Below are 21,620 nucleotides of genomic sequence, written 5' to 3'. Positions count from 1 at the left end.
GCGTCTCGAAGGATAGAGGCCCGGATGGTGGTCTCATGGTTCGAGGCGGCGCTTTCCGCGCCTCCTCACCATGAGGGCTTTCTCTTACGCCCCGATCGCGATTTTCGGCTCGGCGTCCGCGTTGGCGGCCATCTCGCGCAGCGCGCGCCGGTATTCGACCGGCATCACCTTGCGGAATTTGGGCAGCCATTCCTTCCAATTGGCAAGGATGTCGGCGGCGCGCTTGGAGCCGGTGGCTTTCGCATGGCGCGAGATCAGGACGTGCAGCCGCTCGACGTCGGAGGCGAGCAGGTTGTTGAACACGTCGACCCGGCCGTGCGCCTCGAGGTCACCGGAATGGTGATAGGTGCCGGCGTTGATCAGCTCTTCCGACAGCACCGGCTCGAGCTCGACCATCGCCATGTTGCACAGCCTGTCGAAATCGCCGGTCTCGTCGACCACGTAGGCGATGCCGCCGGACATGCCGGCCGCGAAGTTGCGCCCGGTCTTGCCGAGCACGACCACGATGCCGCCGGTCATGTATTCGCAGCAATGATCGCCGGCGCCCTCGACCACGGCGACCGCGCCCGAGTTGCGCACGGCAAAGCGTTCGCCGGCGATGCCGCGGAAATAGCACTCGCCCTCGATCGCGCCGTACATCACGGTGTTGCCGACGATGATGCTTTCTTCCGGCACGATGGCGGAGTTCTTCGGCGGCTTGACGATGATCTTGCCGCCCGAGAGACCCTTGCCGACATAGTCGTTGCCTTCACCTTCGAGCTCGAAGGTGACGCCGTGGGCGAGCCAGGCGCCGAAAGCCTGGCCTGCGGTGCCCTTGAGGCTGACATGGATGGTGTCGTGCGGCAGGCCGGCATGGCCGTAGATCTTGGCGACCGCACCGGACAGCATCGCGCCCGCGGAGCGGTTGGTGCTGTTGATCGTGGCCTCGATCTTCACCGGCGCGCCGCGGTCGAGCGCAGGCGTTGCCTTCTCGATCAGCGAGCGGTCGAGCACCGCCTCCAGATGATGGTTCTGGCGCTCGGAGTGATAGATCTTCTGGCCCTTCTCTTCCTTCTGCTTGACGAACAGCTTGGAGAAATCGAGGCCCTTGGCCTTCCAGTGCGCGACCAGTTTTGTCTGGTCGAGCAGCTGAACCTGGCCGACCATCTCGTTGAAGGTCCGGAAGCCGAGCGAAGCCATGATCTCGCGGACTTCCTCCGCAACGAAGAAGAAGTAGTTGATCACGTGCTCGGGCTGACCGGTGAAGCGCTTGCGCAGGACGGGGTCCTGGGTCGCGACGCCGACCGGGCAGGTGTTGAGATGACACTTGCGCATCATGATGCAGCCGGCCGCGATCAACGGGGCGGTGGCGAAGCCGAACTCGTCGGCGCCCAGCAATGCGCCGATCACGACGTCACGGCCGGTGCGGAAGCCGCCGTCGACCTGAACCACGATGCGGCTGCGCAGCCGCTCGCGCACCAGGGTCTGGTGGGTTTCGGCTAGCCCAATCTCCCAGGGCGAGCCGGCATGCTTGATCGAGGTCAGGGGCGAAGCACCAGTGCCGCCTTCGAAGCCCGCGATAGTGACATGGTCGGCGCGCGCCTTGGCAACGCCCGCGGCCACCGTGCCGACGCCGATCTCGGAGACGAGCTTGACCGAGACGTCGCCCGTCGGGTTGACGTTCTTGAGATCGTAGATGAGCTGCGCCAGATCCTCGATCGAGTAGATGTCGTGGTGCGGCGGCGGCGAGATCAGGCCGACGCCCGGCGTCGAGTGCCGGACCTTGGCGATGGTCGCATCGACCTTGTGGCCGGGCAGCTGACCGCCTTCGCCGGGCTTGGCGCCCTGCGCCATCTTGATCTGCATCATGTCGGAGTTGACGAGATACTCCGTGGTGACGCCGAAGCGGCCCGAGGCGACCTGCTTGATCGCCGAACGCATGGAATCGCCGTTCGGCATCGGCTTGAAGCGGTCGGCTTCCTCGCCGCCTTCGCCGGTGTTCGACTTGCCGCCGATCCGGTTCATGGCGATGGCGAGCGTGGTGTGCGCCTCGCGCGAGATCGAGCCGAAGCTCATCGCACCGGTGGCGAAGCGCCTGACGATGTCCTTGGCGGGCTCGACCTGGTCGAGCGGGATCGGCTTGCGCTTCTCTTCGTCGGCGTTCTTGATCCGGAACAGGCCGCGCAGCGTCAGAAGCCGCTCCGACTGCTCGTTGAGGATCTTTGCGAAGGCGCGATAGCGCTCCTGCGAATTGCCGCGCGCGGCGTGCTGCAGCAGCGACACCGATTCGGCGGTCCAGGCATGGTCCTCGCCGCGGCTGCGATAGGCGTATTCGCCGCCGACGTCGAGCGCGGTCTTGTAGACCTGCGCCTCGCCGAACGCGTCGGCATGACGGCGCACCGCCTCCTCGGCGATCTCGCCAAGGCCGACGCCCTCGACGCGGGTATGCGTGCCCGCGAAGAACTTTGCGACGAAGTCCGCCTTGAGGCCGACCGCGTCAAAAATCTGCGCGCCGCAATAGGACTGGTAGGTCGAGATGCCCATCTTGGACATCACCTTCAAAAGGCCCTTGCCGATCGACTTGATGTAGCGCTTGACGATCTCGTAATCGTCGAGCGAGCCGGGCAGGCGGTCCTTCATCGCGACGATGGTTTCGAACGCGAGATAAGGATTGATCGCCTCGGCGCCGTAGCCGGCCAGGCAGGCAAAGTGATGCACTTCGCGCGGCTCGCCGGATTCGACGACGAGACCGACCGAGGTACGCAGTCCGACGCGGATCAGATGATGATGCACGGCGGCGCAGGCCAGCAGTGCCGGAATCGGCACCCGGTCGGTGCCGACCATGCGGTCGGACAGGATGATGATGTTGACGCCCTCGCGCACCGCGCTTTCGGCACGCGCGCAGAGCTCGTCGAGCACCTGGTCCATGCCGGCCGCACCGAGACCGGCGTGGAAGGTGGTGTCCAGCGTGCGCGACTTGAAGTGCGACTCGGCGACGTCCGAGATCGAGCGGATCTTTTCGAGATCCGCGTCGGTCAGGATCGGCTGGCGCGCTTCGAGGCGCTTGGTGGTGGCAAGGCCCTGCAGATCGAACAGGTTCGGCCGCGGTCCGATGATGGAGACGAGGCTCATCACCAGCTCCTCGCGGATCGGGTCGATCGGCGGGTTGGTGACCTGCGCAAAGTTCTGCTTGAAGTAGGTGAACAGAGGCTTGGACTTGTCCGACAGCGCCGAGATCGGCGTGTCGTTGCCCATCGAGCCCGCGGCTTCCTCGCCCGTGGCCGCCATCGGCGTCATCAGGATGGCGATGTCTTCCTGGCTGTAGCCGAACGCCTGCTGGCGATCGAGCAGCGACAAATTGGAGCGCACGCCTGTCGTCGGAACCTTCGGCAGCTCCTCCAGCACGATCTGGGTCCGCTCCAGCCACTCCTTGTAGGGATGGCTCCTGGCAAGCTCGGCCTTGATCTCGTCGTCCGGGATCAGGCGGCCCTGCTCGAGGTCGACCAGCAGCATCTTGCCGGGCTGCAAGCGCCACTTGGTGATGATCTGGTCTTCGGGGATCGTCAGCACGCCCATCTCGGACGCCATCACGATGCGGTCGTCCTTGGTGACGAGGTAGCGCGCGGGCCGCAGGCCATTGCGGTCGAGCGTGGCGCCGATCTGGCGACCGTCGGTGAAGGCGATCGCGGCGGGGCCGTCCCACGGCTCCATCAGCGCGGCATGATATTCGTAGAAGGCGCGGCGCTTCTCATCCATCAGCGGATTGCCGGCCCACGCCTCCGGAATCATCATCATAACGGCGTGCGGCAGCGAGTAGCCGCCCTGCACCAGGAATTCGAGCGCATTGTCGAAGCAGGCGGTGTCCGACTGGCCTTCGTAGGAGATCGGCCAGAGCCGGTTGATGTCCTTGCCGTAGAGCTCGGAGCTCACTGAAGCCTGGCGCGCCGCCATCCAGTTGGTGTTGCCGCGCAGCGTGTTGATCTCGCCGTTATGCGCGATCATGCGATAGGGATGCGCCAGCGACCAGGCCGGGAAGGTGTTGGTCGAGAAGCGCTGATGCACCAGCGCGAGCGCGCTCTCGAAATCTGTCTCGTGCAGATCGGGATAGTACTTGCCGAGCTGGTCGGCGAGGAACATGCCCTTGTAGATCACGGTGCGGCAGGACATCGAGCAGGGGTAATAGCCTGCGAGCCCGCGGTCGCGGCGCTGGTAGATCGCCTGCGAGATCGACTTGCGCAGGATGTAGAGCCGACGCTCGAACTCGTCCTCGGTCTTGGCGGTGCCGTTGCGGCCGATGAACACCTGCATGCAGGCAGGCTCGGTCGGCTTCACGGTGACGCCGAGCGAGGAATTATCGGTCGGCACGTCGCGCCAGCCGAGCAGGGTCAGGCCCTCCTCCTTGATCTGGTCGGCGATGATGCTCTTGATGACGTTGCGCCATGCGGTGTCGCGCGGCATGAACAGCGCGCCGATGGCGTATTCGCCGGGTGCGGGCAATGCGAAGCCGAGCTCCTTCGCCTTGCGGCTGAAGAAGGCGTGCGGGATCTGCACCAGGATGCCGGCGCCGTCACCGGCGCGCGGGTCGGCGCCGACGGCACCGCGATGCTCGAGATTGCACAGGATGCTCAGCGCGTCCGCGACGATCTCGTGCGACTTCTTGCCCTTGATATTGGCGATGAAGCCGACGCCGCAGGAATCCTTTTCCAGGCTCGGATCGTAGAGGCCAACGGCTGGCGGGCGCGAATTGTGTTCCTGAATCGGATCGGTCGTTTTCGAGGCGACCGTCGCCGACAGCTCTTCTGCCACGATGTTTGCGCGCTCGAATTGCGACCCGTTCATTGTTCCAATCCTCTCCATGCGGCAAGCTGCCTCACCGCCATCATCGGCGCACCTTGGGCGTTCCGCGGCACCCGCCTCTGGGTCACCGCTCGTCCGCTAGCGAGCCGCATTTTCTTAAATTCAGGCCAAGGCGTTCTTCGTCCCCGAGAACGGCTTTGCCCGTTGCCTTATGGTGCTCGAAAGCACCCGCTTTCGTTGCAATTCCAATGCCGGAACCGCAAGCAAAATTGAGACAGTCTTCCTGTCCTAACCATCACCTTGCCAAATTTTTGTCTAGCACACAAGCGTGCGGAAGTCCCGATTCCCGATATGTCAATCAATCGCTTTCCGAAAGTTGCGCGGCCCCGGTTTTGAAGCAAACGCGCCCCGATCCGGCCCTGTGGGCGCCGAAATCCCAAATGAAGCTTCGGATCAACCCTTCGAAAGGCGCGCCACGCCGCAAGAAGCGAAAGAGCGCGAGGCATTCGGGGGCCTGACAGGAGCGTGTCGACGATGAAGTTTTTCACAGGATGTGTGGCTGCCGCCACGCTGGCGCTCGCCATGAGCGCCGGGCATGGGCAGGTTTTGGCGCAAGTTCCCGCGAACGGTATTGCGAGAGGGGCGATCATCCCGGCGTCGGATTTCGACGGACCCTATGCGCCCCCCGAAGCCGCCCCGCCACCGCCGCCGCGTTACGGCCAAGGCTACGGTTACGGCTATGGTTACGAAGAGCGCGGTCCGGCGTTGTTGCCGTCGACCGAGGTCTACGCGGTCTTGCGTGAAAACGGCTTCTCGCCGCTCGGCATCCCGCGCCTGCGCGGCAGCGTCTACACCATCGCGGTGATCGACCGTCGCGGTGACGACGGCCGGCTCGTGATCGACGCCCGCGACGGGCGGATCATCCGTTTCATGCCAGCCGCCGACGCCTACGGCATGGCGCCCGCCTATGACGAGCGCGCGTCCTCGCCTTACGGTCCGCAAAGCGCGCTGCCGCCGCCGACCGTGATCCGCAGCGGCCCGCCGCGGCCGCCGGCCGCGATCCCGCATGTGACGAGCCGCGCCGTGCCGCTGCCCAAGGCCGCCCCGCGACGCGGCGAGACGCCGGTCGCCGCCGCCAAGCCGGCGGAGCCGGTGGCGCAGCAGGCTCAGGCGCCGCAGGCCCAAGCCCCGCAGCAGACCGCTGCCGCGCAGGCGAGGCCTGCCGAGGCCGCGCCACAAGCCATTGCGCCAACCGTCGGCCAGGCCAAGCCGGCCCCAACGATTCTGCCGACGCAGGAGATGCCTGCCGCGCAGGGGCTGGATTAGCACCGCGAGTTTGACGCGATCGCGCCGGCCGCACCCACGCCGTCGTCCCTGCGAACGCAGGGACCCATACCGCGTGATCTATCGGTGCGGATGAGGTGCGAGTACCGGACCACTGGCCTTCGCCAAACTGCTCCCTGGGGTTATGGGTCCTCGCGTTCGCGGGGACGACATCCGGGAGACTGAGCAAAACAAAAAGCGCCCGAGGATCTCGGGCGCTTTTGCGTTGTCGCGGTGAAGCCTCAGCTCCGCGGATACCCCGCCGCTTCCAGGATCAAATTCGTGACCTCCTTCGGATGCGACACCAGCGAGAGATGGCCGGCATCGAGCTCGATCGTGGTTGCGTTCATGCGCTTGGCGAGGAAGCGCTCGAGATCGGGATTGATGGTGTAATCGTTCTTCGACACCGCGTACCAGCTCGGCTTCGAATGCCACGCAGCTTCCGTGGTGCGGCCGGCGAAGATCGACGCCGCGGTCGGCCATTGCACGGCGTAGAGCTCTTTGGCCTGTTCGGGCTTCACGCCGTTGGCGAAGTACTTCAGGAAGGCCTCTTCTGAAAGCTTGGTGTAGCCGTCGCGCTCGACGATGCCGGCACGCACCGGGCCGGTCGGAAACTGCTTCGACAGTGCGACGAAATCCTCGTTCGCATCCGGCGCACGGGCGGCGACATAGACGAGCCCGGTTACTTTCGGATCGGTGCCGACCTGGCTGATCACGGTGCCGCCCCAGGAATGCGCGACCAGCACCGTCGGACCATCCTGCTCGGCCAGCGCGCGCTTGGTCGCCTCGACCGAGTCCGCAAGCGACGACAGCGGATTCTGCACCGCGGTCACGTGCAGGCCTGCGGCCTGGAGGATCGGGATCACCTCCGACCAGCTCGAGCCGTCGGCCCAGGCACCGTGCACCAGCACGACGTTTTTCGCCTTCACCGTTTGCGGCGTCTGCGCATGAGCAAGGCTGAGGGGAGCCGCCAGAAGGCTCGCGGCGACAAAAAGGCTGCGCCAGAGTGACATGATCTTTCTCCGTCTTGTTTTGGGTTCGATCTCGAAAGGACGGCACGTGGAGCGTCGGCGTTACGCGCGGTCACCAAGCTGTGACAAGCGTCTGGTCGGGGAGCATCGCGATTGCGCAATCGATGCAGCTATCTCTGGTTTCCCGCGCCTGAACCGGACCAGACTTAGAATGACGACCCGAACCTGTATTTCCATTTCGACCGAAAACAAAAGCCGCGGACTGAGCACGCAAAAAACGCCCCGGGGCACCGGGGCGTTTTCGCAACCTGGAAGTGGCCTATTGCTTAGGCAGCGACCGAGTTCTCGATCACCTGCGCCTTGGGTGCGCTGGTGTTGATCGCGATCTGGCGCGGCTTCTTCGCCTCGGGAATCTCACGGACGAGGTCGACGTGAAGCAGCCCGTTCTCGAGCGAGGCGTCCTTCACCTGCACGAAGTCGGCGAGCTGGAAGGCGCGCTCGAAGGCACGCGCGGCGATGCCGCGGTAGAGCACTTCGGACTTGCTGTTCTCGTTGGCGACTTTCTCGCCCTTGATCGTCAGCGTGTTTTCCTTCGCGACGATGGAGAGCTCATCCCTGGCGAAGCCCGAGACCGCAACGGTGATGCGGTAGGCGTTCTCGCCGGTACGCTCGATGTTGTAGGGGGGATAACCGGGGCTGCCGTCCGAGCTGGCCTGGTCGAGCAGGCTGAAGAGGCGGTCGAAGCCGACGGTGGAACGATAGAAGGGGGTGAGATCATAGCTACGCATGGTCAAGTCCTCCATTGAGCGACTGTTGGGTAACCCGCCCGCCAATCGGGCCGGGCTTTAGTCTGTGTGCAGCCTGATGTTCCGGTTCCGAAACACTGGTAGCGGCCTGCACGAAGATGATATGGGTGGAACGAGACGGCGTTCAAGAGGGCGGCAATCAGCGCCTTTTCGGCGCTCCCGCCCCTTGATTTGCAGCACTTCGCGCCCAAGCACTTCCAATCATGACGCTGGTCTCGATCCCGTCCAATCCCGTCCCCGAAGACGTCGTCAGCGGTACCATCAAGACGCCCGATGGTGCCGAGCTGCGCTTTGCGCGCTGGGCGCCGCCGGCGAACCGCAAGGGCACCGTCTGCGTCTTCACCGGACGCAGCGAGCAGATCGAGAAATATTTCGAGACCGTGCGCGATTTGCGCGACCGCGGCTTTGCCGTGGCGATGATCGATTGGCGCGGGCAGGGCCATTCCTCGCGCCGCCTGCGCGACCCGCGCAAGGGCTATGTGCGCGATTTCTCCGATTTCGAGGTCGACGTGGAGGCCTTCGTGCAGCAGGTCGTGCTGCCGGACTGCCCGCCGCCCTTCTTCGCGCTGGCCCACTCCATGGGCGGCACGGTGATGCTGCGGGTGGCGCATGCGGGCAAGCGCTGGTTCGATCGCATGGTGCTGTCGGCACCGATGATCGACCTGCCCGGCCGCACCACCTCGCTTCCGGTGCGTGCGCTGCTCAAGACCATGCGCCTGCTCGGGCAGGGCGGCCGTTATGTCCCCGGCGGCAGTGACCGTCTCACCGGGCTCGATCCCTTCATCAACAATCCCGTGACCAGCGATCCGGTGCGCTATGCGCGCAATGCCGCGATCCTGGAGGAGGACCCGACGCTCGGGCTGGCATCACCGACCGTGGCCTGGGCCGACACCGCCTTCCGCGCCATGAACACCTTCAAGGGCAAGAACTACCCCTCGCAGATCCGCCAGCCGATCCTGATGCTGGCGGCCTCCAACGATGCCGTGGTCTCGACCGCGGCGATCGAGGAGTTCGCCTATCATCTGCGCGCCGGCTCCCATCTCGTGATCGCCGGCGCCAAGCACGAGATCCTCCAGGAGCAGGACCGCTACCGCTCCCAGTTCTGGGCCGCCTTCGACGCCTTCGTGCCGGGCACGCCGTTGTTTAAGTGAGGAGACCTTCTCCCTCGCCCCGCTCATGTCCGCCCAAGCCTTGGCGAAGGCGGATGCGGGGACGCGACGAGCTTCGCTCGCGCTGAGAGGGTCGGGGTGAGGGGAGTCTCCGCGGGGGCGGTGAGAGTTGGATTCGCGGAGAGTCCCCCTCACCCGAATTCGATCTGCAATCGAATTCGACCTCTCCCCGCAAGCGGGGAGAGGTGAAGATCATCTACAGCGTCTTCAGATACTCGATCAGGTCGTAGCGCTCGTTATCGTCCTTGAACATGCGGCCGATGACGCCGTCGCGTTTCGGTTCGCCTTCCTTGCGCTCGAAGGAATGGCCGAGCACGCTGTTACCCTGGACCGGGTCCTTCTCCGACCCCGCCGAGAACTGCGTTTCGCCCGTCTTGCACGTCTCATCCGCGGTCACCGCAAAGCCGACGGTGACGGGATCATAGTCGCGGCGGCCCATGCAGAATTTGGTTGGGCGCTCGTTCGCCGGCTTCAGCAACCAATACAGCGAAGGCACCGAACCGTTGTGCAGGTAAGGCGCCGTTGCCCAGATGCCGTTCAATGGCCGCGCGCGATAGCGCGGGTCGGGCGCCGGATTGAGACAATTCTTGCGCGCGAGATTCCACAATTTCGCCCGTTCGGCCTCCGGGACCTTCTCGTCGTCCATCCATTTGCGGGCGACGAGATCGACCACCGTCATGAGCCCGAGCGCATAGACCATCTCATTGGGCGATTTGCTCGCGGTCGGGATGTCGCATTGCCACCATTTCTGGAGGTCGGCCGTATTCACCTTCAGGAAGCCGGGCACATCGACGATCCTGTTGCTGAGAACAAGGGATTGTTCGGGATCCGTCTTGATCTCCTTGAGGGGAATCGTGACCGCGTTCAGGACCTTGCTGTCGCCGCTCGCCTCCCAATGAGTCGAGGACCAGAAAGCCTTGGTGTTGACGGCCGGCAGGTGACATCCGGAACACATCTCGGCGTAGATCTTGCGGCCGTTCTCGACCTTGGCCTGATCGATCCTCCATGCATCGCCGAGGATCTGCGAGGGCCATTGCGGCGCCAGCAGGCCGCCGAATTTCGGATCGGCAGAGGGATCGGCCGGCTTGAACGGATCGGGGCCTCTCAGCATGTCCTCGATCCAGCCGAGTGTCCTGATGTTCACTGAGGACCGCCACAGCCGGTCCTCCGGATAGGCATCGGACAGGTTGAGCAGCGCAGTCACGCCGAGCGCTTCACCGGCATTTCGGATCAACGGCTGCTCGATCGATGCGTCGTACTGGGCGAATTTGAACCAGGGCACGGTCCAGATCGCGGGGTAGCTGACCGGCGCGTCCTGGGCATGCAGGTTCTTCTCGAAGCCCTTGACCCCGCTCAGCGCGAGATCCTGTGAGAAGACCTGGTTGCCGATGCGATTGAGAGCGTCGAGGCGGCCGAACCCTTCCTCCGTGTCCTGCTGCTGCCTGCCGTTCCAGGTCTTCTTGCTTTCAACCGTCTTTTGCTGGGTTTTCGCCCAGTCGATCAGGAACGTGCCGATCGCGTTGAGCTTCTGCTTGAGTGCGGCGCGGTCAGTCTTGCTGGCATCGGGGCCGAGCACGCGATCGGCAAAGCGCTGGAAGCGGAACGGGACATACAGGGTGTAGGCGATCGACAGGCCGGTCGAGAGCTCCAGCTTCTTCAGGTCGGTCATGGCCGGGCCGCCGTCGAAGCGCACGTCCACGCCCTGGTAATGGATCTGGCCGGTGTGGCAGGCCGCGCAGGTCAGCCCGATCTTATCTTCCTCGCGACGGCCGGTCGCGGGATCGACGACGCCGGTCATCCGCGCGAAACCGACCGGCAGGCCGTCGACGTTCTCCACCGGCGTCCATCTGGTCGACCAGTCCGGCACCTGCGTCGTCTCGTAGACATTGGCGTAACCGAAGCGGCGCAACGTCGTCGTGTCGGTCTGGATCGATTGCGGGCTCGGGATGAAGCCGAAGCCTTCGAGGTAGGCGCTGTCCTTCATCATGCCGGGCTTCGAGAACAGATGAAGGCGTGGCTGCTCCAGCGCCATGAACCATTCATAGGGCACGGGGAAGGTCGCGGTGCCCTGGCTGGCATGGTGGAACCAGTGCCGGTCCTTCAGCGACCAGTTTTGCTCGAGCCAGAAGGCGGCCTTCGTCTCCGGGACCGCAGGCAAGGGCGGCGGCAGGAGATTTACGAGAATTCCCTTCTGCGGCAGCATGGCGCGAACCTGATTGGGGAATTCGGCCACCGCGACAAGAGCAACGAGGCCGACGGCGATCAGCAAGGCCGCAAGCTTGAGGGCGCCCCGCACCACGCGCTGGCAGGTCGATAGCACCGGCGGGACCAGTCGCTGGTTGATGCGCGCGGGGAATTGGCGCTCGTTGAACAGCGTGCGCACGTCGGCAACGCTGAGATAGCGATCCTCGCCCGTGCCCTTGCCGATGATCTTCAGGAGGATCGGCCATTCGAACTTCATCAGCAGCGGGTAGTACCAGCGCGCGGCGCTGCCGGCGCGCTTGAGGTTGTCGCGCATGAAGATTTCGATTTCCGAGGCGTTGAGGCCCAGCTCGGAGCCGCCATTCGGATCGGTGTAAGTCCGGCCGAAACTCGCGAACCGAGCGATCTCGTCGTCGTTGACCTTGCCGTCGACGCCGAGGATGCGCGAGCCGGCACCGCGTTTGTCCAGCGGGCCCCCGCGCAGCGCATCGAGCTGCGCGCCCGAAAAGATGCTCTTGAGGATGTGACCGAGACCATTGGCGATGAGCGCCACGCCGCGGACCTGGAGCTGGGCAGACGCCTTCTTCAGCCCGGTCTCGCCGGTCGCGTTCGCGATCGTCTCCGACAGCTTGCCGAGCGGGACGGTGCCGCCCTCGACGAAGCCCTCGCCGACGAGGCCGCGCAGGAATGGGCAGGGATTGTTCGGCGAGACCTGGACCGAGGGATCGAACGGCGGCTTCGAAGCGGGGTCATGCATGGCCCAAAATCCTGAAAACAGCGAATCGTGAAATGAGGCGCCGATCAAGCGCGGAAAGTCCTAACAAACCGACATCAGATTATACTACTTCAGCGTGTGGCGAAGTGTGGCCGAATTCACTGTCCTGTCAACAAGCAGGCGGTTCTGGCCAAAGACCAAAGGGAACGGCTGCGGGAGACCGCGGTCTGCCGGTCAGGACTCGGCGACGCGTTTGACGTCGCTCTGAACCAGGGTCAGCTTGCCGAGCGGCACGCCGGCCTTCAGCAGCCCCTCGCGATAATGGGCGAGATCCTCGGGCCGCTTCCAGTGGAAGTTGCGCAAATGACGATCGACATTGAGGGTCGGGTAGTTGCCCATCAGCACGCCCGTCGCCTCGCTCGCCTCGGCGCTCCGGCCCAATTGTGCCAGGGCCGCGGCGCGGATCGCCAGCGCCTGCATGTGGTTGGGGTTGATGTAGAGCTGCTCGCGCGCCCATGACAGGGTCGCGTCATATTGGCGCAACAGATAATGGCTGAAGGCGTTCAGTGCCGCCCATTGGTAGCGCGGGTCGCTGTTGTCGCGCTGCGCGGCCATCGAGAACAGCTCGATCGCCTCCCGGTGCTCGCCGATGACGAAATGGCAGATGCCGAGCACGCCGCGCGCGCCCATGTCGTAGGGATTGAGCGCGACCGCGCGCTTGGCCGCGTCCATCGCCGCCTCATAATGCCCTTCCATGGCGTGCGCCCAGGACAGGATCGAGAATGCAAAGGACGAGCGCGGGTCGAGCCGGACGCTGGTTTCGGCGAGGTTCATCGCCTCGGCCCACATCTCTCGCGTGCCCTTGACCCAGCCGAACTGGATGCTCTGGATCTGGATCGTGGCGAGATAGGCGTGCGCGATCGACAGTTTGGGATCGACCCTGATGGCCTCCCGGAACAGATCGACGGCGGTGGCCAGGTCCTCCTTGGTCTGCCGGTAGTAATGCGACAGCCCCTTGAGGAAGCGGTCCCAGGCGGTGACGTCGGTCGAGAGTCGCGCGGGCGCCGAGGCTTCGGCACGGACGATCTCGGTGGCGATGGCGGCGGACAGATTGGTCGTGATCTCGTCCTGCATCGCGAAGAAGTCGCCGATGTCGCGGTCGTAACGGCCGGTCCAGAGCTGCTCGCCGGTCTCCGGCGCGATCAGCTCGGCGGTGACGCGGATCTTGGCTCCGGCGCGCCGCACCGAGCCCTGGATCAAATAGGTGGCGTCGATCTCGCGCGCGATCAGGCGGGTGCTGGTGTTCCTGCCCTTGAAGGCGAAAGTCGAGTTGCGGCTCAGCACGCGATAGAAGGATTGCAGCGACAGCGCGTGGATCAGATCCTCGGTGAGGCCGTCGGAGAAATATTCGTCCTGGGCATCGCTGAGATTGGCGAAGGGCAGCACGCCGACGATCGCGGTGCGGTATTGTTGCGAGAGGGCGGACGCCTCGCGGAGCTCGGGCGCGAGCGCCGGCGCACCCTCGGGTGTCCAGGTCCAGACCCCGACCGCATCCTTGATGTTCTTGAAGCGATGATTGCCGGCATCGACCAGCGGCACGCTGAGATGCTTGCTCGCCTCCTTGTAGGCCTTGGCCGAGATCGCAAAGCCGCCGGGGCTCGCCACCGATTCCAGGCGGACGGCAATGTTGACATCGTCACCGAATACCTCGTCCTCATCGGCGATGACGTCGCCCATGTGGATGCCGAGGCGGAACTGCATGGCGCGGTCGGCCGGCAGATGGTGGTTGCGCTCCGCCATCAGCGTCTGCATCGCGATCGCGGCCTCGGTGGCGCCGACGATCGAGGGGAACTCCAGCAGGAAGCCGTCGCCGGTGTTCTTCACGACGCGGCCGCCGTGATTGAGGATGATCGGGTGGATCGCGCTGCGATGGGCCTTGAAGGCGGCATGGGTGCCGGCCTCGTCGCTGCCCATCATGCGCGAATAGCCGGCGACATCGGCGCAGACGATGGCGGCCAGACGTCTTTCCATATCCCGGAAGCTCCAAGGGATCGATAAGTGATCGTGAAGGGACCTGGGACTGGCCACAGCGTGGCAAGTCGGCTCGAATCCCGCATTTCAAGAACCTCGCCTTTATAAAGCAGATGTGGCCGAGCGGAAGCATGATCCGCATTGCAAATTCGAGGTAAATCCCACGCAATCCCGGCGGTGGACGGCGGCGGCCGAACCGACTAAGCGGAATTGCGACGCACGAACGGGCGGCAGGGGCACCTTTTGCATGCTGGGCATTCACGAAATCGGGCTCTTCATCCTCTCGGGCGTGCTGCTCAACATCACGCCGGGGCCTGATTCCGTCTACGTCATCGGTCGCAGCATGCAGATGGGCTGGCGGGGCGGCGCCGCGGCCGCATTCGGCATCAGTTGCGGCTGTTTTGTCCATGTCGCGGCCGCCGCGATCGGCCTTTCGGCCCTGCTGATGGCCTCGTCGACCGCCTTTTCGATCCTGAAACTGGTCGGCGCGGCCTATCTCGTGTTCACCGGGATTCAGATGCTGTGGTCGCGTCCTGTGCTGGCGGCGGCGATCGACGAGCCGGTGCGAAGCTCGCTGCGGCGGGTGTTCCTCCAAGGGGTCTTCACTAACGCGCTCAATCCCAAGGTCGCGCTGTTCTTCCTGGCCTTCCTGCCGCAATTCGTTGCGGCCGATTCACCGCACAAGCCGCTCGCCTTCCTGACGCTCGGCCTGATCTTCATCTCTACAGGGACGCTGTGGTGCTTGGTGCTGGCCGCGTTCGCGGCCAAAGCCGCCCACCGGCTGCGAGAATCCGAAGGTGCGATCGCCTGGGTCAACCGCGCGCTCGGCGGCCTCTTCATCTATCTCGGCATCCGCGTCGCCATGCTGGAGACGCGGTAGCTCGTTCGAACGGATGAGGGAAGCTGCGCAGGGTGGGCAAAGGCGCACTTGCGCCGTGCCCGCCACCCTCTCTCGGTCACAAAAAATGCGTGGGCACGCTTCGCTTTGCCCACCCTACGGTCTGCCCTAGCCGAATTCCTTCGCCACCGCGCTGCCGGCGAGATAAAGGCCGAGCAGGATCATCGCGATCAGGAACCAGCGGCGGAACGCTTCCGCCGGCATTCGCGCCCGCACCGACTGTCCCACGAACATGCCGGCAAAAGCCATGGCCATACCCACCGCGCCCGGCACGACATTGGCTGGCGTCACCAGGCCAACGGCGGTGAGGTTGAAGGCGAGCGCCAGCGTCGCTGTCGTGAAGAACACGCCGAGCGCCTGCACCAGCTCGTCCTTCTCCATGCCGATCGCCTGCATGAACGGCATCGAGGGGATCACCTGCACGCCGGTCGAGGCCGAGATCACGCCGGTGACGACACCGACCACGCCGCCCACCCATTTCTCGTTTTGCTGCGCGACGCGGAACTGGAATTTGTTCAGGCCGATCACGGCGTAGATGACGAGCAGGACGCCCAGCACGATCGTGCCGTAGCGCGCATGCGGGCCGGTCAGCGCGCCGGCATTGAGCCAGCATCCGATCACGGTGCCGATCATCAGCGGCCACAGCCGCTTCAGGATGTCGCGCAGATAAGGGCCGACGAAGGTCTGCCAGATGTTGGTGACGATGGCGGGCACGATGACGATGGCGATCGCGCGGCTGGGCGTCATGCTCACCGCGAGCAGGCCCATGGACACGGTCGGCAGGCCGAGCCCGACCACGCCCTTGACGAATCCGGCGACCAGGAAGACGGCGGCGATGACAATGAGAAGCGGGTCGATCATGCCTGCACATTGACCGAAGCCGCGCCGACGCACAATCTGGAGGTTACGGAGCAAGCCTTCGTTGGAGACGAAGGCTGACGCATGATCCGGACCCGCAGGGCCGCGTCAGCGCAAAGTGCGCAGCGGTTTTCCGTCAAGATCGTGCTCCAACAACAAGAAAGAGACCTGCCATGCGTTTCGACCTCGTCGACCTCCAGCTGTTCATCGCGGTCGCCGACCAGCGCAGCATCACCCGCGGTGCGGAGCGGTCGCATCTGGCCCTGGCCTCGGCCAGCGCGCGCATCAAGGGGCTCGAGGACGCGCTCGGGGTCGCGCTGCTCAAGCGCGGACGGCGCGGCGTCGAGCTGACCGCGGCGGGCGAAAGCCTGCTCGACCATGCGCGGCTGGTCATCCACCAGATCGACGCCATGCGCGGCGATCTCGCCGGCTTTGCCTCTGGCGTGCGCGCCAGTGTGCATTTCCTCGCCAACACCTCCGGCCTGTCCGAGCATCTGCCGAAGGCGCTGGCCGGCTTTCTGCGCGAGCATCGCGACATCGCCGTCGACATCGAGGAGCGCGAGAGCACCGACATCGCAGCCGCGATCACCGCAGGCGCGGCCGATCTCGGCTTCGCCGCCGAGCACGCGCTGCCCGATCATATCGAGCGCTTTGTGTTCAGCGAGGACCGCCTGGCGCTGGTGACCTCGCGCCGCGGCCCGTTCGCCGGCCGCCGCCAGATCGATTTCCAGGAGGCGGGGGCGTGCGAGTTCGTCGGGCTGACCAGCGCCACTGCGCTTCAGATGCATATTTCGAAGCACGCGGCGCGGCTTGGCATGCGCCCGCATTTCCGCGCACGCCTGCGCGATTTCGACGCGATCTGCCAGATGGTCGCCGCCGATGTCGGCGTGGCCCTCGTGCCCGAATCCGCCGCCCGCCGCTGCGCCAAGCTGATGCCGCTCGCCATCGTCCGCCTGCGCGATGCCTTCGCCAACCGCCGCCTCGTGATCTGCGCGCGCAGCTTCAAGGCGCTGCCACGGCCGGCCAAGATGCTGGTGGAGCATTTAAGGGCAGAGACGGTGTGAGCAGTGCCGTCGCGATCGAGGAGCGACGTCCTGACAGACCGCGCCTAGTGCCTGTTCGATTTCTGCCATTCTCCAGGTCGACCGGTGGCCGCTTCGGATCGATCTGGTCTTTCTCCGGATTGCTCAATTCCCCGCTAGATATCCGTTTCCGCGCCGACGCCTTGGGAAGCATGCTGCTGTTGGTCGGCTACAGCATGTCCGCCCCCAACATACGTCTGCTCCTGCACCGGCAGATTTGAGACGATTCCGGCCACCGCCAGGACCGGCCGAAATCCTTTGTATTTGTCGCGCAGCGCAATCCTGTGCAGGAAGCCGTCTTGGCCAACTGGGACATCACCACCATTGCGCCGATGGATGGCGTGACCGCCTCCCGCGATCAAGGCTGCCGTGATCGCGCCCGCCGATGAACCGGCCACCCAATCGATCCGCGGTGCCAGATCAGTCAGGGCTTCGAATGCCCCGCCATGATAGGCACCTAGGCCCAGGCCGCCGGAAAAGACCACGGCCGTCAGGGATCGCTCCGGGTCCATGGCACGGCTCGCCTTGGCGGAGGTTACTTACCGGTATTCCCTGTAACGGCGTGCCTGGGCATAGCGCGGGTTGATGCCGCAATAGGCGTGCGTGCCCGAGGCGGTCGCCATGCATTGAGCGTAACTGGCAAACTGGCAATTGCCCGGATAGCCCCAGGTCCGGCCCTGGAGGCAGTAGCGATCCTGCGCAACTGCCGAGGTCGAACAGCCAAGGCACGCCATGAACGACAGAGTGGCGGCAGCTATCAGCAAACGACGCTTCATGGAAATCTCCAATTTCGACATTGAAACGCGGCCAGTGAGGCGGCGTTCCAAATGGGCTCGGCACGCCTGGGGTCGCGGCACATCGGGTTCGGCGAGGTCGGCCGCCAGCGGCCCGTCAGCCGGCCCTACTTCGCCGTCTCCACGCCGGCGTCCTTGATCACCTTGGCCCATTTCGCGGTCTCGTCCGCGATGAACTGCCGGAAGTGCTCCGGCTCGTCGCCGACCAGCGTCGCGCCCTGGGCGGCGAGCTTTCCCTTCACCGCCGGATCCGCCATCGCCTTGGTGGCGAGGCCATGCAGCGCCGTGACGATCTCCTTCGGCGTGCCCTTCGGTGCGACCATGCCGTACCAGTTCTCGATGTGGAGGCCGGCAAAACCCGCTTCCGCGGTGGTCGGCACATCGGGCGCGGTCGGCGCCCGCGCGGCCGAGCCGACCGCAATGGGACGCAGCGCGCCGGCCTTGACCTGCGGCAGCAGCACGGGGAGATCGAGAAACGTCATCTGCACCTGCTGGCCCAAGAGATCGTTCACGGCGGGAGCTGCGCCGCGATAGGGCACGTGGACGATGTCGATCTTCGCCGTCAGCTTGAACAGCTCGCCAGCGAGGTGTGGCAGGCTGCCAGCGCCGGAGGAGGCGAAGTTGAGCTTTCCCGGCTGCGCCTTGGCGAGCGCGATCAATTCGCCGATGTCCTTGGCGGGCACGTTGGTGGCGACCACGAGCATTTCCGGCACGGTCGCAACCAGCGTCACCGGGGTAAGGTCGCTCAAGGTGTCGTAGGCGACTTTCTCCATGCTCGGGCTGATCGCGAGCGCGCCGGCTGAGGAGATCGCGATGGTGTAGCCGTCGGGCGGGGCCTTGGAGACCGCATCGGTGCCGAGCACGCCGCCCTGGCCGCCGCGATTGTCGATCAGCACCGGCTGCCCTGACAGCTCCGACATGCGCTGGCCGATCACCCGCGCGATGATGTCGTTGGGCCCGCCGGCCGGGAACGGCACGATCAACTTGATCGGCTTCGTCGGAAAGTTCTGCGCGGACGCCAGCGTCGGCAGCAGCAGCAATAATCCAAGAAGAAGCCTGCGTGAGATGGTCATGCAAGCCTCCGCTCGCGTTTGTTATTGGTTGAGCAGCTTCAGTGCTTCTTCGTGAACCCTGGCATCCCCGGCCGCGACGATGCGGCCGCCGCCCTGGGCCGGCTTGCCTTCCCAGGTGGTGACGACGCCGCCGGCGCCGGTCACGATCGGGATCAGCGCTGCGATGTCGTAAGGCTTCAGCTCGGTCTCGACCACGAGATCGACGTGGCCGGCCGCCAGCATGCAATAGGAGTAGCAGTCGCCGCCATAGCGCGACAGACGCGCGCCCTGCTCGATACGGCTGAAAATGGCGCGGTCGCGGTCGTTCATCAGAAGCGGGCTGGTGGTGTAGGTCGTGGCTTCCGAAAGTGAGGCGCAGCGGCGGACCTGGAGCCGGCGCTCGCCGGACGGGCCCTTGTAGTTGGCCGAACCGTTGTCGCCGGAGAAGCGCTCGCCGATGAAGGGCTGGTGCATCATGCCGTAGACCGGCGCGCCCTTGTGCAGCAGTGCGATCAGCGTTCCCCAGATCGGAAAGCCGCCGATGAAGGATTTGGTGCCGTCGATGGGGTCGAGCACCCAGACATAGTCGGCGTCCTCGCGCTCGTTGCCGAATTCCTCGCCGACGATACCGTGCTGGGGGAAGTTGGCCTTGATCAGCCGGCGCATCACCGCCTCAGCGGCGCGATCGGCCTCCGTGACGGGGTCGAAATCCTTGGTCTTGCTCTTGTCGTCGATCGACAGCGAGGTGCGGAAGAACGGCAGGATAGTTTCGCCGGAGGCGGTGGCGAGCCGTCCGATGAAGGCGGAGAAGTCGATCACCGTCACAGGCCAAATCCTCAAAGCGAAAGTTGGATGGAGCTTCCTCCTGCCTAGCTCAATTCGCCTCCCTCGTGCAGCGCTGTCTTGATCTTGCACCCTGGTATTTTGGATGCCGAAGGCGGCTGCCTCATTCAAGTCATCTGCTGGCCAAATATCGATCACGGAGTTGAAAACTTAGTTCCGAATATGCCTTGTTCGTATGCAAATGACTATCAACCCATTGAATTTCCTTATCAAAGAAACTGAATCTGGGTTTCCATAGAAGCAATTGAGCCATGTGCGTACTGCATGGGAAACGGCTCGAAAGCCCTTGCACTTTGTGCGTCGCGGTCGCATATTGTTGCGGTGCGGTAGCGCTTGGCGTTACCGCTGCCCTCCTTGGGCGTTTCCTCCCTAGACTTGGGCCGCTTGCGTCATTCGCGAGCGGCCCTTTTTTCTTTGCGGCTCTGTTTTCGTTTCAACGTGCGCCTCGAAAGCAAAGCGAAGGCGCGCTCGCGCCAATCACAGGCAATACGATCTGACGAAGGAAGGCCGGCGCCTATTCCGCCGCGGCCTGGAACGGGCCGAGATCGCCGAAGGGAATCGTGGTCGCGAGCACGTCGGCGAGAACGCCGAAGTCGGATGCCACTTGCGCAAAGCGCGCACTCCGCTCGCGCCGCCGCTCGTCCATGTAGATCGCGCGGTTGAGCTCGAGCTGCACCGCGTGCAGGCCACTCGCGGGATTGCCGTAATGCTCGGTGATGAAGCCGCCGGCATAGGGCTTGTTGCGGCCGATCGAATAGCCGAGGCCGGTCATGGTCTCCTCGACCCGGTCGGGCAGAAGCGGGGTGCAGCTCGTGCCGTAGCGGTCGCCGATCACGACGTCGGGCCGGCGCGGCTCGTCGCGGGACACGCCGACCGACGGCATCGAATGGCAGTCCACCAGCACCACGGTGCCGAACATCTGGTGCACCTTGTTGATCAGCCGGCGCAGCGCGCGGTGGTAGGGCTTGTACAGCGTCTCGATCCGCCCCAGCGCATCGTCGACCAGGATGCGGTCGCGGTAGATCTCCTGGCCGTCGCCGACCACGCGCGGAATGGTGCCGAGGCCACCGGCGACCCGCATCGAGCGGGTATTGGCAAAGCTCGGCAGCCGTCCGCTGAACATGCGGGGATCGAGCTCATAGGGCTCGCGGTTGACGTCGACATAGGAGCGGGGAAAGTTGACCCGCACGGTCGGAAAGCCGCGCTCGCTCAAATGGCCGATCAGCTCGTCCATGAAGGAATCTTCGGACCGCCGCAGCGTCGGCAGGTCGATCCTGGACGCCGCGAGGAATTCGTCCGGATAGGTCGAGCCGGAATGGGGCGAGTTGAAGATGACAGGCGCGCGCCATTGCGCGGGCTCAACGATCTCGAAGGCTGGCGACACCTCGCCGTCAAACCGGGTCATCTTCTCAGGCTTCGTCCCTTAGCGGCAGGATCCGGGCCCCGGATCGAATTGATTCGGCCGATCGATGCGGCTCTTATGTGTCGTCATTGTCCGGAATCGCAACCATTCTGCCAAGCGAAAAGATGTGATTGGCGCTGGAACATGTCTTAACCGTGTGGGCAGGGAAGCGGGGATGCGCCGGGGGCTCGATTGATTCGAGCAGCATTCCGGTTCACAAGGAGCCGGCAGCGCAGCCGGCTTGGGGTTAAGATTTTCACCCCAAATTTACCCTCTGTCCGGCTTAGTAAGCTCTGCTGATATCCTCTGGGGATTCGACGTTTCCTGCCATGCCAAAAATCCTGCTCGCCGAAGACGACAACGACATGCGCCGTTTCCTGGTCAAGGCGCTGGAAAACGCCGGTTTTCAGGTCTCGTCCCACGACAACGGCATGGCCGCCTATCAGCGGTTGCGGGAAGAGCCGTTCGAGATGCTGCTCACCGACATCGTGATGCCGGAGATGGACGGCATCGAGCTCGCCCGCCGGGCCTCGGAACTCGACCCCGACATCAAGATCATGTTCATCACCGGCTTCGCCGCGGTCGCCCTGAACTCGGATTCGGACGCCCCCAAGAACGCCAAGGTGCTGTCCAAGCCCGTGCATCTGCGCGAATTGGTCAGCGAAGTGAACAAGATGCTGGCGGCCTAAATCGGCCCC

The 21,620-nt window shown here is 64.6% G+C and carries 15 protein-coding genes and 2 pseudogenes; 6 read left to right on the top strand and 11 right to left on the bottom strand.

Annotated elements, in window-relative coordinates; all coding sequences use genetic code 11:
• Positions 1 to 84 precede the first annotated feature (84 nt).
• Entirely contained in the window at positions 85 to 4,818 is a 4,734-nt protein-coding gene (gene gltB, locus BM190_RS13965; protein WP_092255501.1) for a glutamate synthase large subunit, read from the bottom strand.
• Positions 4,819 to 5,310: 492 nt separating this feature from the next.
• Between gltB and BM190_RS13960 the strand changes: the two genes are divergently transcribed.
• On the top strand, positions 5,311 to 6,102 hold the full coding sequence (locus tag BM190_RS13960; protein WP_092255499.1) for a hypothetical protein: 792 nt from the start codon (positions 5,311 to 5,313) through the stop codon (positions 6,100 to 6,102).
• 239 nt (positions 6,103 to 6,341) lie between these two features.
• Here BM190_RS13960 and BM190_RS13955 read toward each other — a convergent pair whose 3' ends face one another.
• Positions 6,342 to 7,112: an alpha/beta fold hydrolase gene (locus BM190_RS13955; protein ID WP_092255496.1), complete on the bottom strand. Its 771-nt coding sequence runs from the start codon at positions 7,110 to 7,112 to the stop codon at positions 6,342 to 6,344.
• A 284-nt stretch (positions 7,113 to 7,396) separates the two neighbouring features.
• Entirely contained in the window at positions 7,397 to 7,858 is a 462-nt protein-coding gene (locus BM190_RS13950) for an Hsp20 family protein (RefSeq protein ID WP_026201620.1), read from the bottom strand.
• Between the two features lie 221 nt (positions 7,859 to 8,079).
• Here BM190_RS13950 and BM190_RS13945 point away from each other — a divergent pair, with 221 nt between their 5' ends.
• The gene (locus tag BM190_RS13945) at positions 8,080 to 9,027 is read left to right on the top strand and encodes an alpha/beta fold hydrolase (protein ID WP_028140009.1); all 948 of its coding nucleotides are present in this window, start codon (positions 8,080 to 8,082) and stop codon (positions 9,025 to 9,027) included.
• Positions 9,028 to 9,241: 214 nt separating this feature from the next.
• Here the strand turns inward: BM190_RS13945 and BM190_RS13940 are convergent, their stop codons facing one another.
• Complete coding sequence (locus tag BM190_RS13940; protein WP_092255493.1) at positions 9,242 to 12,004, bottom strand: di-heme-cytochrome C peroxidase; 2,763 nt, start codon at positions 12,002 to 12,004, stop codon at positions 9,242 to 9,244.
• Between the two features lie 192 nt (positions 12,005 to 12,196).
• Positions 12,197 to 13,993 carry an adenylate/guanylate cyclase domain-containing protein gene (locus tag BM190_RS13935; protein ID WP_177237068.1) on the bottom strand — a complete coding sequence of 599 codons (1,797 nt, stop codon included), beginning with the start codon at positions 13,991 to 13,993 and terminating at the stop codon, positions 12,197 to 12,199.
• Between the two features lie 247 nt (positions 13,994 to 14,240).
• Between BM190_RS13935 and BM190_RS13930 the strand changes: the two genes are divergently transcribed.
• Positions 14,241 to 14,873, top strand: a complete 633-nt coding sequence (locus BM190_RS13930; RefSeq protein ID WP_092255486.1) for a LysE family translocator — start codon at positions 14,241 to 14,243, stop codon at positions 14,871 to 14,873.
• Positions 14,874 to 14,999: 126 nt separating this feature from the next.
• Here the strand turns inward: BM190_RS13930 and BM190_RS13925 are convergent, their stop codons facing one another.
• Positions 15,000 to 15,752, bottom strand: coding sequence for a sulfite exporter TauE/SafE family protein (locus BM190_RS13925; protein ID WP_092255483.1), 753 nt, complete (start codon positions 15,750 to 15,752; stop codon positions 15,000 to 15,002).
• A gap of 170 nt (positions 15,753 to 15,922) precedes the next feature.
• On the opposite strand from BM190_RS13925, the gene BM190_RS13920 reads away from it, so the two are divergent.
• Together BM190_RS13920 and BM190_RS41125 are read left to right on the top strand one after the other, a co-directional pair.
• Complete coding sequence (locus tag BM190_RS13920; RefSeq protein WP_092255480.1) at positions 15,923 to 16,813, top strand: LysR substrate-binding domain-containing protein; 891 nt, start codon at positions 15,923 to 15,925, stop codon at positions 16,811 to 16,813.
• A gap of 125 nt (positions 16,814 to 16,938) precedes the next feature.
• Positions 16,939 to 17,220 (top strand): annotated as a pseudogene (locus BM190_RS41125) (SIR2 family protein); the annotation flags it as partial.
• 18 nt (positions 17,221 to 17,238) lie between these two features.
• Here BM190_RS41125 and BM190_RS41120 read toward each other — a convergent pair.
• The 5 genes and pseudogenes from BM190_RS41120 to BM190_RS13895 all read right to left on the bottom strand — a co-directional run.
• A pseudogene (locus BM190_RS41120) lies at positions 17,239 to 17,343 on the bottom strand (hypothetical protein); the annotation flags it as partial.
• 27 nt (positions 17,344 to 17,370) lie between these two features.
• Positions 17,371 to 17,607: a DUF3551 domain-containing protein gene (locus tag BM190_RS13910; protein ID WP_092255938.1), complete on the bottom strand. Its 237-nt coding sequence runs from the start codon at positions 17,605 to 17,607 to the stop codon at positions 17,371 to 17,373.
• A 125-nt stretch (positions 17,608 to 17,732) separates the two neighbouring features.
• A complete protein-coding gene (locus BM190_RS13905; protein WP_092255473.1) occupies positions 17,733 to 18,698 on the bottom strand; it encodes a Bug family tripartite tricarboxylate transporter substrate binding protein in 966 nt (321 codons plus the stop codon).
• Positions 18,699 to 18,719: 21 nt separating this feature from the next.
• Entirely contained in the window at positions 18,720 to 19,502 is a 783-nt protein-coding gene (hisN, locus tag BM190_RS13900) for a histidinol-phosphatase (RefSeq protein ID WP_018316157.1), read from the bottom strand.
• 532 nt (positions 19,503 to 20,034) lie between these two features.
• Positions 20,035 to 20,925 carry an N-formylglutamate amidohydrolase gene (locus BM190_RS13895; protein ID WP_018316156.1) on the bottom strand — a complete coding sequence of 297 codons (891 nt, stop codon included), beginning with the start codon at positions 20,923 to 20,925 and terminating at the stop codon, positions 20,035 to 20,037.
• Between the two features lie 326 nt (positions 20,926 to 21,251).
• On the opposite strand from BM190_RS13895, the gene cpdR reads away from it, so the two are divergent.
• The gene (gene cpdR / locus BM190_RS13885) at positions 21,252 to 21,611 is read left to right on the top strand and encodes a cell cycle two-component system response regulator CpdR (RefSeq protein ID WP_007597092.1); all 360 of its coding nucleotides are present in this window, start codon (positions 21,252 to 21,254) and stop codon (positions 21,609 to 21,611) included.
• Positions 21,612 to 21,620 lie beyond the last annotated feature (9 nt).

The organism is Bradyrhizobium sp. Rc3b (genome assembly GCF_900114915.1).
GTDB lineage: Bacteria > Pseudomonadota > Alphaproteobacteria > Rhizobiales > Xanthobacteraceae > Bradyrhizobium.
This window is presented reverse-complemented; position numbering and strand designations above follow the sequence as displayed.

What these genes read in the sequence shown, in the direction of transcription:
- gltB (WP_092255501.1), bottom strand. Translation starts at nt 4,818, where the DNA reads ATGAACGGGTCGCAATTCGAGCGCGCAAACATCGTGGCAGAAGAGCTG.
- BM190_RS13960 (WP_092255499.1), top strand. Translation starts at nt 5,311, where the DNA reads ATGAAGTTTTTCACAGGATGTGTGGCTGCCGCCACGCTGGCGCTCGCC.
- BM190_RS13955 (WP_092255496.1), bottom strand. Translation starts at nt 7,112, where the DNA reads ATGTCACTCTGGCGCAGCCTTTTTGTCGCCGCGAGCCTTCTGGCGGCT.
- BM190_RS13950 (WP_026201620.1), bottom strand. Translation starts at nt 7,858, where the DNA reads ATGCGTAGCTATGATCTCACCCCCTTCTATCGTTCCACCGTCGGCTTC.
- BM190_RS13945 (WP_028140009.1), top strand. Translation starts at nt 8,080, where the DNA reads ATGACGCTGGTCTCGATCCCGTCCAATCCCGTCCCCGAAGACGTCGTC.
- BM190_RS13940 (WP_092255493.1), bottom strand. Translation starts at nt 12,004, where the DNA reads ATGCATGACCCCGCTTCGAAGCCGCCGTTCGATCCCTCGGTCCAGGTC.
- BM190_RS13935 (WP_177237068.1), bottom strand. Translation starts at nt 13,993, where the DNA reads ATGGAAAGACGTCTGGCCGCCATCGTCTGCGCCGATGTCGCCGGCTAT.
- BM190_RS13930 (WP_092255486.1), top strand. Translation starts at nt 14,241, where the DNA reads ATGCTGGGCATTCACGAAATCGGGCTCTTCATCCTCTCGGGCGTGCTG.
- BM190_RS13925 (WP_092255483.1), bottom strand. Translation starts at nt 15,752, where the DNA reads ATGATCGACCCGCTTCTCATTGTCATCGCCGCCGTCTTCCTGGTCGCC.
- BM190_RS13920 (WP_092255480.1), top strand. Translation starts at nt 15,923, where the DNA reads ATGCGTTTCGACCTCGTCGACCTCCAGCTGTTCATCGCGGTCGCCGAC.
- BM190_RS13910 (WP_092255938.1), bottom strand. Translation starts at nt 17,607, where the DNA reads ATGAAGCGTCGTTTGCTGATAGCTGCCGCCACTCTGTCGTTCATGGCG.
- BM190_RS13905 (WP_092255473.1), bottom strand. Translation starts at nt 18,698, where the DNA reads ATGACCATCTCACGCAGGCTTCTTCTTGGATTATTGCTGCTGCTGCCG.
- BM190_RS13895 (WP_018316156.1), bottom strand. Translation starts at nt 20,925, where the DNA reads ATGACCCGGTTTGACGGCGAGGTGTCGCCAGCCTTCGAGATCGTTGAG.
- cpdR (WP_007597092.1), top strand. Translation starts at nt 21,252, where the DNA reads ATGCCAAAAATCCTGCTCGCCGAAGACGACAACGACATGCGCCGTTTC.